Annotated in this window: 13 protein-coding genes; 9 read left to right on the top strand and 4 right to left on the bottom strand. The window is 65.4% G+C overall.

The window, feature by feature from the left end; translation table 11 throughout:
- Window positions 1-114 precede the first annotated feature (114 nt).
- Entirely contained in the window at window positions 115-1,152 is a 1,038-nt protein-coding gene (locus tag HNO53_RS13960; protein ID WP_104201758.1) for a rod shape-determining protein, read from the bottom strand.
- Window positions 1,153-1,331: 179 nt separating this feature from the next.
- Between HNO53_RS13960 and gatC the strand changes: the two genes are divergently transcribed.
- The 5 genes from gatC (at window position 1,332) to HNO53_RS13985 (ending at window position 7,139) form a co-directional block, all read left to right on the top strand.
- Window positions 1,332-1,619, top strand: coding sequence for an Asp-tRNA(Asn)/Glu-tRNA(Gln) amidotransferase subunit GatC (gene gatC / locus HNO53_RS13965; RefSeq protein ID WP_209473052.1), 288 nt, complete (start codon window positions 1,332-1,334; stop codon window positions 1,617-1,619).
- Window positions 1,620-1,691: 72 nt separating this feature from the next.
- Entirely contained in the window at window positions 1,692-3,152 is a 1,461-nt protein-coding gene (gene gatA, locus HNO53_RS13970; RefSeq protein WP_209473054.1) for an Asp-tRNA(Asn)/Glu-tRNA(Gln) amidotransferase subunit GatA, read from the top strand.
- Window positions 3,152-4,606 (top strand): Asp-tRNA(Asn)/Glu-tRNA(Gln) amidotransferase subunit GatB, encoded by a 1,455-nt coding sequence (gatB, locus tag HNO53_RS13975; protein ID WP_209473056.1) that lies wholly within the window; start codon window positions 3,152-3,154, stop codon window positions 4,604-4,606. Before gatA ends, gatB begins: the two co-directional genes overlap by 1 nt.
- 57 nt (window positions 4,607-4,663) lie before the next feature.
- Complete coding sequence (locus HNO53_RS13980; RefSeq protein ID WP_209473058.1) at window positions 4,664-5,215, top strand: cupin domain-containing protein; 552 nt, start codon at window positions 4,664-4,666, stop codon at window positions 5,213-5,215.
- Between the two features lie 229 nt (window positions 5,216-5,444).
- Window positions 5,445-7,139, top strand: coding sequence for a methyl-accepting chemotaxis protein (locus HNO53_RS13985; RefSeq protein WP_209473060.1), 1,695 nt, complete (start codon window positions 5,445-5,447; stop codon window positions 7,137-7,139).
- Window positions 7,140-7,166: 27 nt separating this feature from the next.
- Here HNO53_RS13985 and HNO53_RS13990 read toward each other — a convergent pair whose 3' ends face one another.
- Window positions 7,167-8,543: a DNA recombination protein RmuC gene (locus HNO53_RS13990; protein WP_209473062.1), complete on the bottom strand. Its 1,377-nt coding sequence runs from the start codon at window positions 8,541-8,543 to the stop codon at window positions 7,167-7,169.
- Between the two features lie 193 nt (window positions 8,544-8,736).
- Here HNO53_RS13990 and HNO53_RS13995 point away from each other — a divergent pair, with 193 nt between their 5' ends.
- Complete coding sequence (locus HNO53_RS13995; protein WP_209473064.1) at window positions 8,737-9,555, top strand: helix-turn-helix transcriptional regulator; 819 nt, start codon at window positions 8,737-8,739, stop codon at window positions 9,553-9,555.
- A gap of 68 nt (window positions 9,556-9,623) precedes the next feature.
- On the opposite strand, the gene HNO53_RS14000 is transcribed toward HNO53_RS13995, so the two are convergent.
- Together HNO53_RS14000 and HNO53_RS14005 are read right to left on the bottom strand one after the other, a co-directional pair.
- A complete protein-coding gene (locus HNO53_RS14000) occupies window positions 9,624-11,123 on the bottom strand; it encodes an aldehyde dehydrogenase (protein WP_209473066.1) in 1,500 nt (499 codons plus the stop codon).
- Window positions 11,120-12,367 carry a M20 family metallo-hydrolase gene (locus HNO53_RS14005; protein ID WP_209473068.1) on the bottom strand — a complete coding sequence of 416 codons (1,248 nt, stop codon included), beginning with the start codon at window positions 12,365-12,367 and terminating at the stop codon, window positions 11,120-11,122. Before HNO53_RS14005 ends, HNO53_RS14000 begins: the two co-directional genes overlap by 4 nt.
- A 163-nt stretch (window positions 12,368-12,530) precedes the next feature.
- Here HNO53_RS14005 and HNO53_RS14010 point away from each other — a divergent pair, with 163 nt between their 5' ends.
- The 3 genes from HNO53_RS14010 to aguA all read left to right on the top strand — a co-directional run bounded on the left by HNO53_RS14010 (window position 12,531) and on the right by aguA (window position 16,606).
- Complete coding sequence (locus tag HNO53_RS14010; protein WP_209473069.1) at window positions 12,531-13,940, top strand: aminotransferase; 1,410 nt, start codon at window positions 12,531-12,533, stop codon at window positions 13,938-13,940.
- A 63-nt stretch (window positions 13,941-14,003) separates the two neighbouring features.
- A complete protein-coding gene (locus HNO53_RS14015) occupies window positions 14,004-15,473 on the top strand; it encodes a Na+/H+ antiporter NhaC family protein (protein WP_209473072.1) in 1,470 nt (489 codons plus the stop codon).
- A gap of 8 nt (window positions 15,474-15,481) precedes the next feature.
- Complete coding sequence (gene aguA / locus HNO53_RS14020; protein ID WP_240549167.1) at window positions 15,482-16,606, top strand: agmatine deiminase; 1,125 nt, start codon at window positions 15,482-15,484, stop codon at window positions 16,604-16,606.
- Window positions 16,607-16,644: the final 38 nt, after the last annotated feature.

Consider the following 16,644-nt stretch of genomic DNA (forward strand, 5'->3'; position numbering starts at 1 on the left):
AACCGTGCGAGAACAGCGGTTTAATAGACGTCCCCCCCGCACCGGGCGCGGCATATCGACTGGCCGCGCCTGTTCATACGTCGATTCGCACTGGCAATCGGTCTTGCGCCGGCGTCAGTCGCTCGAGAGCAGCTCGAAAGTGTGGCGGTCGATCATTTCGAGCGCCTTGCCCCCACCACGCGCCACGCAGGTCAACGGATCTTCGGCGACGATGACCGGAAGCCCGGTCTCCTCGGCGATCAGCTTGTCGAGATCGCGCAACAGAGCGCCACCGCCGGTCAGCACCAGCCCACGCTCGGCAATGTCCGAAGCGAGCTCCGGCGGCGACTGCTCCAACGCGCTCTTGACCGCGGCGACGATCGAGGAGAGCGTCTCCTGCAGCGCGTCGAGGATTTCATGGGAGTTCAGGGTAAAGCTGCGCGGAATGCCCTCGGCCAGGTTGCGGCCGCGTACGTCGATCTCACGCAGCTCGCCGCCGGGATAGGCACAGCCGATCTCCTCCTTGATGCGCTCGGCAGTGGCTTCGCCGATCAGGCTGCCATAGTGACGCCGCACATAGGCGGAGATGGCCTCGTCGAAGCGGTCACCACCGACCCGGATCGACTCGGAGTAGACCACCCCGTTGAGCGAGATGATGGCGATCTCGGTGGTTCCGCCACCGATGTCCACTACCATCGAGCCCTGGGCGTCGTCCACCGGCAGGCCGGCGCCGATGGCGGCGGCCATGGGCTCCTCGATCAGGAACACTTCGCGGGCACCGGCCCCCTCGGCAGACTCCTTGATCGCCCGACGCTCGACCTGGGTCGACATGCAAGGTACGCAGACCAATACCCGCGGACTGGGTGTCAGAAAGGTGCTTTGGTGCACCTTGCGGATGAAGTGCTGCAGCATCTGTTCGGTCACGGTGAAGTCGGCGATCACGCCGTCCTTCATCGGCCGAATGGCGGTGATGTTGCCCGGCGTACGGCCCAGCATGCGCTTGGCATCGGCACCAACCGCGGCCACGCTGCGCATGTTGCCGGACTGGCGAATGGCCACTACCGACGGCTCGTCGAGCACGATACCGCGACCGCGGACATAAATCAGCGTATTGGCCGTACCCAGATCGATGGAAAGATCGCTGGAGAACAGCCCCCTCAAACGTTTGAACATGGACGTCGTTACCTAGTGCAGACCGGGACCAGTGCGGAGGCAAACGGTATCATCGCGGCCCCCGTGCAGCAAGCGACATGGCGCCGCCGCAGGTGCGAGAAGAGTGCCCGCCACGCGTCGGATATGGTACCTTTTCCTGCTGTGTATAACACTCCTATCCGTGCGAGGACACTCAGCTCATGGCGCTTGAACACGCAGACGTGCAGCGGGCCGCCCACCTGGCCCGCCTCGGCCTGACCGACGACGAAGCCGCCCGCTACGTGGACGACCTAGGCCGCATTCTCGAGATGGTCGACCTGCTCCAGGGACTCGACACCGAAGGCGTCGCACCACTGGCGCACCCGCTCGACGTCACCCAGCGCCTGCGCGCCGACGAAGTCACCGAGAGCGACCAGCGCGCTCGCTTCCAGCGCTGCGCTCCGGCCGTGGAAAACGGGCTCTACCTCGTTCCTCGAGTCGTCGAATGAGCCCCGACCGGCCGCCGGTCATCGCAGGATCCGCTTCCTCTATCACGGCACGCCTTCATGGAGCCATGCCGCATGCATGACAAGACCCTTGCCGAACTGACCCGTTCGCTCGAAGCCGGCGAGTTCTCCAGCCGCGAACTGACACAACACCTGCTGGGCCGCATCGACCGCCTCGACGGCAAGCTCAACAGCTTCATTACCGTCACCTACGATCAGGCCCTGGTCGCCGCCGATGCCGCCGACAAGGCGCGTGCCGCGGGCGAGGCAGGGCCGCTGACCGGCCTGCCCCTGGCGCTGAAGGACATCTTCTGTACCCAGGGCGTCAAGACCACCGCCGGTTCGCGAATGCTCGACAACTTCATCTCGCCCTACGACGCCACCATTGTCGAGAAGCTGGAGGCCGCCGGTACCGTCAGCCTGGGCAAGACCAACATGGACGAGTTCGCCATGGGCTCCTCCAACGAGAACAGCCACTACGGTGCGGTGAAGAATCCCTGGGATCTCGATGCCGTGCCCGGCGGCTCCTCCGGCGGCAGCGCGGCGGCGGTGGCGGCCGGCCTGGTGCCGGCCGCCATCGGCACCGACACAGGCGGCTCGATCCGCCAGCCCGCCGCCTTTTGCGGCATCACCGGCCTCAAGCCCACCTATGGGCGGGTGTCGCGCTACGGCATGATCGCCTACGCCTCGAGCCTCGACCAGGCCGGCCCCATGGCCCGCTCCGCCGAGGACTGCGCCCTGTTGCTGGGGGCGATGGCCGGCCACGACCTGCGCGACTCCACCTGCGTGGCACGCGGTGTGCCGGATTACACCGAGGAGCTCGACACGCCTCTCGCCGGTCTCAAGATCGGCCTGCCGCGAGAGTACTTCGGCGACGGCCTCGACCCCCAGGTGGAAGCGGCGATCCGCGAGGCCATCAAGGTCTTCGAATCGCTCGGCGCCAGCGTGCGCGAGGTGAGCCTGCCGCACACTCACTACGCGATCCCGGCCTACTACGTCATCGCCCCCGCCGAGGCCTCATCGAACCTGTCGCGTTTCGACGGCGTACGCTTCGGCCATCGCTGCGACAACCCCGCCGACCTGATCGACCTGTACAAGCGCAGCCGCGCCGAGGGCTTCGGTGACGAGGTCAAGCGCCGCATTCTGATCGGCACCCACACGCTTTCCGAAGGCTTCTTCGATGCCTATTACAAGAAGGCCCAGCAGGTGCGCCGCCTGATCCGTCAGGACTTCCTCGACGCCTTCGAGGAAGTCGACGTACTGATGGGCCCGGCCTCGCCCACGCCGGCCTTCGATCTCGGCGCCAAGAAGGATCCGGTCTCGATGTACCTGCAGGACATTTACACCATTGCCATCAACCTGGCAGGCATTCCCGGCATGAGCGTACCGGCCGGTTTCGCCGGCAGCCGCCCCATCGGGTTGCAGATACTGGGCAGCCACTTCACCGAGGCGCGCCTGCTCAACGTCGCCCATCAGTTCCAGCAGGCCACCGACTGGCACCGTCAACGCCCCGCCTTCGCCGAGGAGAACGCCTGATGCAATGGGAAACCGTGATCGGGCTGGAGGTTCACGTCCAGCTCGCCACCCGCTCGAAGATATTCTCCGGCGCCTCCACCGCCTTCGGCGCCGAACCCAACACCCAGGCCTGCGCCGTCGACCTGGGCCTGCCCGGGGTATTGCCGGTGCTCAACGAGGCAGCCGTGGCGATGGCGGTCAAGTTCGGCCTGGCCATCCATGCCGAGATCCCCGAGGTTTCGGTGTTCGATCGCAAGAACTACTTCTATCCCGACCTGCCCAAGGGCTATCAGACCAGCCAGATGTACCAGCCCATCGTCGGTGCCGGCATTGTCGAGATCACCTTGGAGGACGGCACGACCAAGCCGATTCGCGTGCACCACGCGCACCTTGAGGAGGACGCCGGCAAGTCGCTGCACGAGGACTTTCACGGCATGACCGGTGTCGACCTCAACCGCGCCGGCACGCCGCTGCTCGAAATCGTCTCCGAGCCCGACATGCGCTCGGCGAAAGAGGCCGCCGCCTATCTCAAGGCCATCCACTCCATCGTTACCTACCTCGGCATTTCCGACGGCAACATGGCCGAGGGTTCGATGCGCTGTGACGTCAACGTCTCGGTACGCCCCCAGGGCCAGGAAGCCTTCGGCACCCGTGCCGAAATCAAGAACGTCAACTCCTTCCGCTTCGTCGAGCGCGCCATCGCCTTCGAGGTGGAGCGCCAGATCGAGCTGCTCGAGGATGGTGGCAAGGTGGTGCAGGAAACCCGCCTGTTCGATCCCGAGCGCGACGAGACTCGCAGCATGCGCACCAAGGAGGAAGCCAACGACTATCGCTACTTCCCCTGCCCCGACCTGCTGCCGGTGGTGCTCGACCAGGCCTACATCGATCACCTGCGCGACAACCTGCCGGAGCTGCCCGCAGAGAAGCGTACCCGCTTCGAGAACGAACTGGGCCTGTCGGCCTACGACGCCAGCGTGCTCTCCGCCACCCGCGAGATGGCCGACTATTTCGACGAGGTCAAGGACGTCTGCGGCGATGCCAAGCAGGCCGCCAACTGGGTCCAGGGCGAACTCTCGGGCGCCTTGAACCGCGAAGGCCTGTCGATCAAGGACAGCCCGGTCTCGGCCCGCCAGCTCGGTGAACTGCTCGTCCGCGTCATCGACGACACCATCAACGGCAAGGCCGCCAAGCAGGTGTTTCAGGCGCTGTGGAACGGCCAGGGCAGCCGTGCCGACGACATCATCGAGGCCCAGGGGCTCAAACAGGTCACCGACAGCGGCGCCATCGAGGCGATGATCGACCAGGTCATCGCCGACAGCCCGGCCCAGGTCGCTCAGTATCGCGATGCCGAGCCGGACAAGCGCGGCAAGATGATCGGCTACTTCGTCGGCCAGGTGATGAAGGCCTCGCGCGGCACCGCCAATCCGCAGCAGGTCAATGCGCTGCTGAAGGAAAAGCTGGACGCGCTCTGCTAGGTCACAAGGCGCTGTCGCGTCAGCGACAGCGCCGGCTCCCCACGACGAGGAAACAGCATGTCGGATGATGTAGGCACACGTCTGCGTGCGCTGCGCACCCTGCGCGGCATCTCCCAGCGCGAGCTGGCCAAGCGCTGTGGGGTCACCCACTCCAGCCTGTCGCTCATCGAGCAGGGCAAGGTCAGCCCCTCGGTCAGTTCGCTGAAGAAGATCCTCGATGCCATACCCATCAGCGTCGGGGACTTCTTCACGCTGGACATGGAGAGCCGAAATCAGGTCTTCTACTCCGCCGAGGAGCTGGCCGACGTAGGCAGCGGCGAAGTCATCTACAAGCTGGTCGGCGCCAATCGCGCCAGCCGTGCCCTGGCGTTCATGATCGAGACCTACCCCCCCGGTGCAGACACCGGTCGCGAGATGATTGCCCACCAGGGCGAAGAAGCCGGTGTGGTGCTCGAGGGCGAGATCGAGATCACCATCGGCGCCGAGACCCGCCTGCTCGGGCCCGGCGAGGCCTACTACTTCGATACCAACGTACCCCACCGCTTCCGCAACCCCGGCAAGGCCTCCTGCCGACTGGTGAGCTGCTGCACGCCGGCCCGCACCTTCTAGCCAAGCCGACCAGCACCACCCCTTCCTGTACAAGTTTTTCAAAGGACCTGCCCTGTACGGCAGGTTTTTTAATTCTAATAGCTGGATACTGCTATCAACCGACCCTCTACGTGGCTATGACGTGGCTATGGCACAAATAGTGTCAAATGATTGTACAACTTTTTGCGTGCCCTATAGAGTATGCCTTGTATAACAATTGCACGCCCCTCCACGCAGAAGGAACGACATCATGAAGGCCATCAGCGCCAGCCTTGCCCGGCTCGGCATCCGCACCCGTTTGCTTCTCGGCTTTTCCGCCGTGCTCGCCCTGATCGTGCTGCTCACTGCCATCGGCATCGTGCAGGTCAACCGTATCGACCGCAGCCTTACCACCATCAACGACGTCAATGGCGTCAAGCTGCGTCACGCCATCGACTGGCGGGGTAGCGTGCATGACCGCGCTATCCTGCTGCGCGACATGACTCTGGTGGAGACACAACCGGAATTGGCAGCGCTGCAGAACGACTACCAGGTCCTGGCCGACGACTATCGACTCGCTGCCAGCGGCATGAGCCAAATGACGCGCGAAAGCGTCACGCCACGTGAGCGGGAGCTGCTGGCCGCCGTGGAGCGTCAGGCCGAATCCACCCAGCGCCTGGCGGCAGAGGTCATGCAACAGCGCGAACAAGGGAATCTCGTCGCAGCCCGGGAGCGGCTGCTCAGCGCCGCCGGCCCCGCCTTCTTCGCCTGGCTCGACAGCATCAATGCCTTCATCGACCACCAGGAGGCCGAAAGTGCCGCCGACAGCGCCCTGGCCCGCGATACCGCTGCCGGCTTCCAGATGCTGATGCTGGCCTTGTGCCTTGCAGCCTTGCTCGTGGGGGGCGGCATCGCCTACCTGCTCGCCCGTCAGTTGCTGCGCGAGCTGGGCGCCGAGCCGCATGAGGTGCGCGCCTTCGCGGAAGCGATCGGCCGCGGCGAGCTGGCCACTGCCGGGCGCCTGCGCAAGAACGACGAGCGCAGCATCATGGCCGCCCAGGTGGGGATGGCACGCCAGCTGCAAGACATCGTATCCCAGGTACGAGCCGCCGCCGAAGCGGTGGCCAGCAACAGCGAGCAGATTGCCGAGGGCAATACCGATCTCGCCTCACGTACCCAGCAGCAGGCCAGCGCCCTGACCCAGACCGCCTCGGCCATGGAGGAGCTCAACGGTGCCGTGGTGCAGAATACCGAGAACGCCGGTCAGGCCAGCCGTGAGGCCGAAAACGCATCGCATACGGCCCGCCAGGGAGGCAACGCAATCGAGCAAATGGCAGCAACAATGGATGAGCTCGACAAGAGCGCCGGCGAGATCGCAACGATCATCTCGACCATCGACGACATTGCCTTTCAGACCAACATCCTGGCGCTCAACGCCTCGGTGGAGGCAGCACGTGCCGGCGAACATGGCCGTGGCTTTGCCGTGGTCGCTGCAGAAGTGCGCAAGCTGGCCCAGAAGAGCGCCGATGCCGCTAGCGAAATCAATGAACTGATCACCAGCAACATCGAGCGCGTGAAGAGCGGTAATGCCCGGGCCACGGAAGCACGCCAGGCCACAGAGGAGATCGTTGCGGCTATTGCACGGGTCAGCCAACTGATGCGCGAGATCAGCCAGGCCAGCGTGGAACAGAGCGCCGGGGTGCAGGAAGCCGGCACCGCCGTGGCCGAGATGGACCGGGTCACCCAGCAGAACGCTACGCTGGTCGGGGAGAGCGCTACGGCGGCCGACAACCTCCGCCAGCATGCACGGCAGCTGATGACGGCCATGTCTGCCTTCCAGTTGCCGACGAATCCTGGGCAGCGCAGCGCAGGGATCGAGACAGCGCCCAGGAATGCTTCCTCGCCCTTCCTGCCTCAGCTGCAGCTGACAGGCCACAAGCCTGAGCCCGAATGGGCTAGCTTCTGACCCGACCCTGCCGGTAGACGCAGCCGGTTACTCCACAGCGCCCCCGTCCGGCACGGTCGTACGGGGGCGCTCGCTTTCCAGCTCCAGCCCCGCCCGTTCAACCAATTCGGCGGGCAGCTCCTTCTTCACCGCCACCCCCAGCTCCTGAAACTCGGCGGCCTGCTTGATCAGGTTGCCGCGGCCATTGACCAGTTGCCCCATGGCGCGGTCGTAGCTGTCGCGAGCGCCGTCGAGTTTCGCCTGCACCTCCTGCATGCTCTCGAGGAACAGGCGCAGCTTGTTGTAGAACCTCTCGGCGCGGCTGGCGAGCTCGGCGCTGTGGCGGCTCTGATCCTCGAAACGCCACAGCTGGCGCACCACGTTGAGGCTGGTCAGCAGCGTGGTGGGAGTCGCCACCAGCACGTTGTGCTCGATGGCACGCTGATAAAGCGTCTCGTCGTGCTTGAGCGCCTCGACGTAGGCCGATTCCACCGGAATGAACATGATCACCACGTCGGGCGAGTTGAGGCCCGGCAGGTCGTAGTACTGCTTGTCGGCAAGCTCGGCGATACGTTCGCCCACCGCCCTGGCATGGGCCGCCAGGGCCAGCCCGCGCTCGTGTTCGTCCTCGGCGTTGACGTAGCGCACGTAGGCCGACAATGAGGTCTTGGCGTCGATCACCAGGTGACGCCCCTGGGGCAGGTAGACCACCGCATCGGGCCGCCGGCGACCCTCGGCCGTGGTGAAACTCACCTCACGTTGGTAATCCTTGCCGGGGCGCAGGCCGGAACCCTCCAGCACGTTCTCGAGCATCAGCTCGCCCCAGTTGCCCTGCACCTTCTTCTGGCCCTGCAGCGCCTGGGTCAGGCGCTCGGCCTGATCGGTGATCTCACGATTGAGCGCCTGCAGGTGGCGCAGCTCGGCGCGCAGACCGGCGCGCTGCTCGGTGTCGTGGCGGTGGATCGTCTCGACCTTCTCGCGAAAGCCCTTCATCTCGGCCTGGATCGGCTGCAGCAGGCCGCTGATGCGCTGCTGGGAAAGCTCCGAGAAGGCGCGCCCCTTGCGTTCGAGGATCTCGTTGGCCAGGTTTTCGAATTCCTGGCGCAGCTGGTCGCGGCTGTCGCGTAGCAGGGCCAGCTGCGCCTCGAAGTGCTGCTGCTTCTGTTCCAGCATGGTGGCCAGGCGCGCTTCACTGACCTGTACCTCGCCCAGCTCGCGCTGAAGCTGGTCGAGGCGCTGCTCACGCTCGGCGAGGCGCTCCCGGAGAGCGGCCAGAGCGGCCTCGTGACGTTGCGCTTCGGCGCGCTGGCGGCGGGCCGCAAGCCAGCCGGCCAGGCCGAAGGCAAACAGGAACGCCGCCAACGCGGCAGCCATCAGGACAATGCCCTGGGGCAGGGAGGTCAGCAGGGCGGTGAGATCGGTCAAGGGTATTCTCCTGCTGCAGCAAAGGGATAGCTCGCAAGTCTCCTCAATACCGCCGAGTTTGTCACGGCCTGCATCGCGCCCAGCCTGGCATCGCTCAACGTTTCGTCCTCAGCTCAGCCATCAACGAACGGCGTCCAGGCATCAACGCAGGGCCATGCTATCGTGAAAGCCAGACTCTACTGATGCACCTGCAATGCTCGACTTCCTTGCCCGTTCCGAAAGCCATGCTTGGCACCAGCAGCTGGCTCGCCTGCTGCGCACGGCGGCAACCCCCGACCTACCCGCCCGGCTCGACCAGACGCTACGCGAGCTGGTGGGTCACGAAACCGTACTGATCAACGCCTATCGTGGCCGCCGGCAACCGCTGCTGATCCACGACGACTACCCGCCGCATCGCCACGAGCAGGGTGTCGAGCGCTACCTGAGCCAGGCCTATCTGCTCGATCCCTTCTTCACGGCAGTGAGCAACGGCCTGGATCAGGGCGCCCATCGCCTACGCGAGCTGGCCCCGGATCGCTTCGAAGCCAGTGAGTACTACGCTCATTACTATCGTGCCTTGGGCCTGGTCGATGAAGTCGGCATCTTCTGCCGAGTGGATGAGGAGGTGGTCATTGCCGTGTCGCTGGGGTTCGGTGCCAAGTCGCCACCGCTGACCCGGCGTGCCCTGCAAGCCTTGCGCCACCTCTCGCCCATGGCGGAAGCGCTGCTGGTCGAATATTGGAAATGGCAGGGGAACCAGTTCCAGCAGCGCCTGGCCGAGCAGGAGCCGGTGGAAGTCGCACTCGCCAGCTTCGGCGCCGGGATACTGACGACTCGCGAACAGGAAATCGTGCGCCTGCTGCTGGCCGGCCATTCGACCAAATCCGCAGCCCGGGAGCTCGATATCAGCGACGGCACGGTCAAGGTTCACCGCAAGCACATCTACCAGCGCCTGGAGGTCTCCAGCCAGTCGCAGCTGTTTCGGCTGTTCCTCGACCACGTGGCCCTGGTATCGCGCCAGCAGGCGGTATGACGCTCGCAAAAAAGCCGGCTCCCGTGGCAGGGAGTCGGCATGTCGAAGACCGTATCGAAGGCGAGTGCTCAGGGGGCTAGTGCCATCCACACGCTCTTGAGTTCGGAGTACTCCTCCAGGCTGTGGTGCGACTTGTCGCGCCCGTTGCCCGACTGCTTGACCCCGCCGAAGGGCATGGTCTGGTCGCCACCGGCCCAGTTGTTGACGAACACCTGGCCCGACTGCAGCCGCCGCGTCACGCGCATGATGCGGTCGATGTCCTGGCTCCACAGCCCCGCCGCCAGGCCGTAGGGCGTGTCGTTGGCCATGGCGATGGCTTCGTCTTCGCTGTCGAAGCCGAACACCGCCAGCACCGGGCCGAAGATCTCTTCGCGGCCGATGGTCATCTGCGGCGTCACGCCGTCGAACACCGTCGGCGGAATGAACAGCCCCGGCCCGTCGATGGCCTGGCCGCCGCTGCGCAGCCGCGCGCCCTCCTCCACGCCCTGGCGAATGTAGTCGAGGATGCGGCGATGCTGGGCCTCGTCGACGATGGCGCCCATGAAGCTCGCCGGGTCCAGCGGATCGCCCGGCTGCATGGTCTCGGCGGCTTTCAGCACCCGCTCGACGAAGTCGTCGCGAATCGAATTCTCCACCAGCAGCCGGGAGCCGGCGATGCACACTTCGCCCTGGTTGTGGAAGATCGCCGCGGCGGCATGGCTGGCCACCTGGTCGAGGTCCTTGCAGTCGGCGAAGACGAGGTTCGGCGACTTGCCGCCGCACTCCAGGTAGACCCGCTTGAGGTTGGACTGCCCGGCGTACTGCATCAGCTGCTTGCCCACCGCGGTGGAGCCGGTGAAGGCCAGGCAGTCGACCTGCATGGAGAGCGCCAGGGCCTTGCCCACGGTGTGGCCGAAGCCCGGCAGCACCTGGAACACGCCCTTGGGCAGGCCGGCCTCCTTGGCCAGCTGGGCCAGGCGCAGCGCCGATAGCGGCGACTTCTCCGAGGGCTTGAGGATCACGCTGTTGCCGGCGGCCAGCGCCGGGGCGATCTTCCAGGCGGTCATCATCAGCGGGAAGTTCCACGGCACGATGGCCGCCACCACGCCGATCGGCTCGCGCAGCACCAGGGCCAGGGAGTCCTCGCCGGTGGGCGCCACCTCGCCGTAGAGCTTGTCGATGCACTCGGCCTGGTAGCGGATGCAGCCGATGGCGCCGGCCATGTCGCCCAGCGAGCTCGTGATGGGCTTGCCCATGTCGAGGGTGTCGAGCAGCGCCAGCTCGTGCTTGTGGGCCTCCATCAGCTCGGCCAGGCGCAGCAGGGTCTTCTTGCGCTTGCCCGGTGCCAGGCGCGACCACGCGCCGCCGGCGAAGGCTTCACGAGCCGCCGCAACGGCGCGTTCGGCGTCGGGTTCGTCGCAGCTGGCCACCTGGGCCAGCAGCTCGCCGGTGGCCGGGTTGCGCGATTCGAAGGTGTCGCCGCTGTCGGCGTCGACGAAGGCGTCGTCGATAAAGGCGCGACTCTCCGGGACCAAGGAGTGTGCCAGGGCGTGCCAATCGTCGCGAGTTCCGGGGGCTTCGAAGCTCATTGCGCACCTCCTTGAGGGTTGGCGCGTTCCAGCAGGGCATCGCAGAGCACCTGGGCACCCAGGGCGCAGTGCTCTGGCGTGGCGTACTCGGCCTCGTTGTGGCTGATGCCGTCACGACAGGGAATGAAGATCATCGCGGTCGGCGCTACCCGCGAGACATAGACCGAATCATGGCCGGCACCGCTCATCATGCGCCGGTACGGCACCCCCTGTGTGCGGGCGGCGCGCTCCACGGCCTCGATGCAGCCGGCGTCGAAGTCGACCACCGGCGAGGCCCAGATCCGTTCGCTGGCCGCTTCCACGCCGAAGGTCTCGGCCGCGGCGGCCAGCTCTTGGTCATAGCGGGCCTCCAGAGCATTCAACTCGCCCTCGTCGACATGGCGCAGATCCACGCTCAGTCGCACCTCGCCGGGAATCACGTTGCGCGAGGGGCTGTCGATCTCCAGGCAGCCGAAAGTGACCTTGGTGGCACCGCTGTTGTCGGCCATGGCCTGCGCCTGCAGGCGATCGATCAGGCGCGCCGCGGCGGCCAGGGCATCGTGGCGGTAGCGCATCGGCGTAGGCCCGGCATGGGCCGACTGACCGCGCAGGGTGACGTCGAACCAGCGCATGCCCTGCACGCCGGTGACCACGCCAATGGCCTCACCCTCCTGCTCCAGCACCGGCCCCTGCTCGATGTGCAGCTCGAAGAAGGCGTCGAGCTGCGGTTCGCCCACCGGCAGCTCGCCGGCGAAGCCGCAGGCAGACAGCGCCTCGCCGAAGGAGACGCCGTCGCGATCCTTGCGTGCCAGGGTCGACTCGACGCTGAACTCGCCGGCATAGGTGCCGGAAGCGACCATGGCCGGGGCGAAGCGGCTGCCCTCCTCGTTGGTCCAGACCACCAGCTCCAGAGGACGTTCGGTGACGATGTCATGGTCATGGAGGGTGCGGAATACCTCGAGCCCCGCCAGCACCCCGAGAATGCCGTCGAAACGACCGCCCTTGGGCTGGGTGTCGAGGTGGCTGCCGGTGGCCACTGGATCGAGGTCATCGCGCTTGCCGGGGCGACGGAGAAAGAGGTTGCCGACCCGGTCGACGCGCAGCGTGCAGCCGAGCGCCTCGCACCACTCGATCAGCAGTCGCCGCCCGGTGGCGTCCTCTTCGGTCAATGCGAGGCGACAGCTGCCGCCATTTTCGGTGGGGCCGATCTCGGCCATGGCCATCAAGCTCGCCCAGAGCCGCTGGCCGTCGATGGAAACGCTCATGCAGGTTGCCTCCCTTTGTCTTTATATCCCAACCCTAGGCCGACCCGTCGCGGAACCGATATACCCCAATCAGGATATGTTCCCCGCTACCACCCCCTCGCTAGTCTGATCCTGACCTCAATGCAGCACACACCAACAACGACATCGACACGCGAGGCCAACCATGACCACCGCAACCCGCACGCCACCCCGGAGCTACGATGCCCAGGCGCTGTGGCAGAAGGACAGGGATCACTTCATCCATCCGTTTACCGACTTCAGCCTGTTTCATGAGAAGGGCTGCGACCTGATCGTCGACAGCGACGGCATCTACGTCGAGGACATCCACGGCCACCGCTTCATCGATGGCATCGCCGGCCTGTGGTGCGTCAACGTCGGTCATGGCCGCGCCGAGATCGGCCAGGCCATGGCCGAGCAGGCCACCCGCATGGCCTATTTCTCCACTTTCAACAATCTGTCGAACGCGCCTGCGGCAGAACTTGCCGCCAAACTTGCCGAGCTGGCACCGGCAAACCTCAACCATGTCTTCTTCAGTTGCGGCGGCTCGGCGGCCAACGACGCCACGATCCGCCTGGTGCACTACTACTTCAACCGGCTGGGCAAGCCCAACAAGAAGCGTATTCTGTCACGCAACAACGCCTATCACGGCACCACTTACCTGGCCGCCACCCTAACCGGCATCGAAAGCAACAACTGGGACTTCGATACACTCGACCACCTGGTGACCCACCTCAGCGAGGCCAACTGCTACCGCCGCCCGGCGGGGATGAGCGAGGCGGACTACTGCGATCACCTGGTGGCCGAACTGGAGGAGACCATCGCCGATATCGGTGCCGGCAACATCGCCGCCTTCATTGCCGAGCCGATCATGGGCGCCGGCGGCGTGCTGATGGCACCTCAGGGCTACCATGCCCGCATGCAGGCGGTGTGTCGCGCCCACGACATTCTCTATATTGCCGACGAAGTAGTCACCGGCTTCGGTCGCCTGGGCCACTTCTTCGCTTCCGAGGCGGTGTTCGACACCCAGCCGGACATCATCAACTGCGCCAAGGGGCTCTCCTCCGGCTATGCCCCGCTGGGCGCCACGCTGATCTCCGATGCGATCTACGAGGTGCTGGGCACCCCCCAGCGCAAGGGCGGCGTGCTGAGCACCGGCTTCACCTACTCCGGCCATCCGGTGAGCTGTGCCGCGGCGCTCAAGAACATCGAGATCATCGAGCGAGAAGGCATCTGCGAGAACGTGCGCGAAGTGGGGCCCTACCTGGAGCGGCAGCTAAAGACGCTTTCGCATCATGAAACCGTCGGCGACGTGAGGGGCAGCCACTTCATGCTGGCCATCGAGAACGTCGCCGACAAGGCCACCAGGAAGTTGCTGCCGGTGGAGGCACGGGTCGGTGACCGGGTCGCCGCCGAGGCCCAGAAACGCGGCCTGATCATCCGCCCGGTGGGCCATCTCAACATCATCTCGCCGCCGCTGATCTGGGATCGCGACGTGGTGGATCGGGTGGTGGCGATCCTCGACGAGGCTTTCGCCGCGACCACGGCATCGCTACGCAAGGACGGTTATCTGTAACCCGCCGGCTGCTGCCAGCGATGCTACCAATAGAGCAACGTACAACAACAAAGGTTGACGACCATGACACACTCTCCTACGGGCCCGACGGCCCACCCCCATAGCGTTGGCGGCTCCACCAAGGGCGGCCTGCTGTTTCTCGGTATCTTGCTGATTGCCAGCCTCAGCGGCTTGGCACTGATCGACGGCGACGACTATGGCGTCTACAGCCTGTTACCCACCGCCGTGGTGCTGGGCATGGCTATCCTCACCCGACGCACCATCGAGTCGCTGCTCACGGGCGCCCTGGTGGGCTTGCTGATGATAGATCCCACCACAGTGGTGTCGCAGGGTTCGGATATCCTCCTGACGGTGCTGGGCAACGATACCGTCACTTGGATCATTCTGGTCTGTGGCCTGTTCGGCAGCCTGATCGCCCTGCTGGTCAAGACAGGCGGCGTATTGAGCTTCGGCGATGCCGTCACCCGGCGCATCCACGGCCGCCGCCAGAGCCTGCTGGCCACCTGGGTACTCGGTCTAATCATCTTCGTCGATGACTACCTCAACGCGCTGACCATCAGCGCCTCGATGAAGAAGATCACCGACCGCTTCAACATCTCGCGAGAGAAGCTCGCCTACGTGGTGGACTCCACCGCGGCCCCGATCTGCATCTTGGTGCCCTTCTCCACCTGGGCCGTGTTCTTCGCCGGCCTGCTGGAAGACAACGACGTGACCGGCAACGGCATGCAGCTTTATATTGAAGCGATCCCCTTCATGTTCTACGCCTGGGTGGCAGCGGCGCTGGTGCCGCTGGTAGCCCTCGGCTGGCTCCCCGATTTCGGACCCATGAAGGCCGCCGAAGCCCGTGCCGCCGCCGGACAGCCGATTCCGACAGGGGTCGACGACGGCGCCCTGGAAGTGGCGGACGATGGGCGCAAGCGGCCTCACCTGCTCAATTTCCTGCTGCCTATCGTCACGCTGGTCTTCTTCACCTGGTATTACGATATCGACATCTTGCGCGGAGTGATCGTGGCACTGGCCGTGACTCTGGTGCTGATCGGCGTGCAACGCCTGCTCAGCTTCCACGATACCTTCGATACCGCCCTGGACGGCTTCAAGGCGATGATCATGCCGCTGGGCACCCTGGTGGCCGGTTTCGCCCTCAAGGAAGTCAACGACATGCTCGGGCTCACAGACTACGTGATCGCTACTGTGCAGCCGCTGATGACGCCGGGCATGCTGCCGGTAGTGGTGTTCGTGACAATGGCCTTCCTGGCCTTCGCCACCGCTTCCTTCTGGGGGCTATTCGCCGTGGCGCTGCCCATCGTGCTGCCGCTGGCGGCCAGTATGGATGCCCATATGCCGCTGGTGATCGGTGCCCTGATTTCGGCCAGCGCCTTCGGCAGCCACGCCTGTTTCTATGGCGACTCCACGGTCCTTTCCGCCCAGGGTTCCGGCTGCACGCCCATGGCTCACGCGCTGACCCAGCTTCCCTATGTCCTGATCGCCGCCGGCATTTCGGCCGCCATCTTCCTGTTGGCCGGGCTAATGTGAGAATCCCCATGAACGTACCGATGAATGCCACCGCACTCGCCGACTCGACGCCCAAGGCTCAGGGCTATGCCATGCCCGCCGAGTTCGCCCCTCACGACGCCTGCTGGATGCTGTGGCCCCAGCGACCGGATACCTGGCGCTTCGGCGCCAAGCCGGCCCAGCAGGCCTTCGTCGAGGTGGCCACCGCCATCGCCGAGAGCGAGACGGTCTACGTCGGCGTCAACGACGAGCAATACGAGAACGCCCGCCACCAGCTGCCGCCGCAGGTGAGGGTGGTGGAGATTTCGAGCAATGACGCCTGGATGCGCGACGTGGGTCCCACTTTCCTTACCCACCCAGACGGTCGCCTGGCCATGGTCGATTGGCAATTCAATGCCTGGGGCGGCCTCGACGGAGGGCTCTACTTCCCCTGGGACAAGGACCGGCGCATTCGCACCAAGATCGCCGAGATGCTCGGTATTCCCCGCTTCACCGCCCCGGTGGTGCTGGAGGGCGGCGCAATCCATGTCGATGGCGAGGGTACGCTGCTGACCACGGAGGAATGCCTGCTCAATCCCAACCGCAATCCCGGCATGAACCGCGAGGCAATGGAGCGGGTGCTGCGCGACACCCTGAGTATCGAGAAGGTGGTCTGGCTGCCTCGGGGCTGCCACCTGGACGAGACCGACGGCCACGTGGACAACCTGTGCTGCTTCGTCGCCCCCGGCGAGGTGGCGATGAGCTGGTGCGACGACGAGACCGATCCCCAGCACGCCATCTGTCGGGAAGCCCTGCAGGCGCTGGAATCGTCGACCGATGCCAAGGGCCGCAAGCTGCGTGTGCACAAGCTGCCCCAGCCGGGCCCGCTGTTCATCGAGGAGGACGAAGCCAGTGGCATCGACCGGTTGAGCAGCTCCCACCCGCGGCGCCCCGGTGACCGCATGGCCGGTTCCTACGTCAACTTCTACATCGGCAACACGGTGGTGGTCATGCCGCTGCTCGATCCGCGCCGCGACGAGCAGGCCCGCGACATTCTCCAGGGGCTGTTTCCCGACCGTCGTGTGATCGGCGTACCGGCCCGGGAGATCCTGCTCGGCGGCGGCAATATCCACTGCATTACCCAGCAGCAGCCCCAGTCTAGGCGGCCACGCTGAGGCACTCGCTTGTCGAACTTCGCCCCTTGGAGCATGCT

The organism is Billgrantia antri (assembly GCF_017868935.1).
Lineage (GTDB): Bacteria > Pseudomonadota > Gammaproteobacteria > Pseudomonadales > Halomonadaceae > Halomonas > Halomonas antri.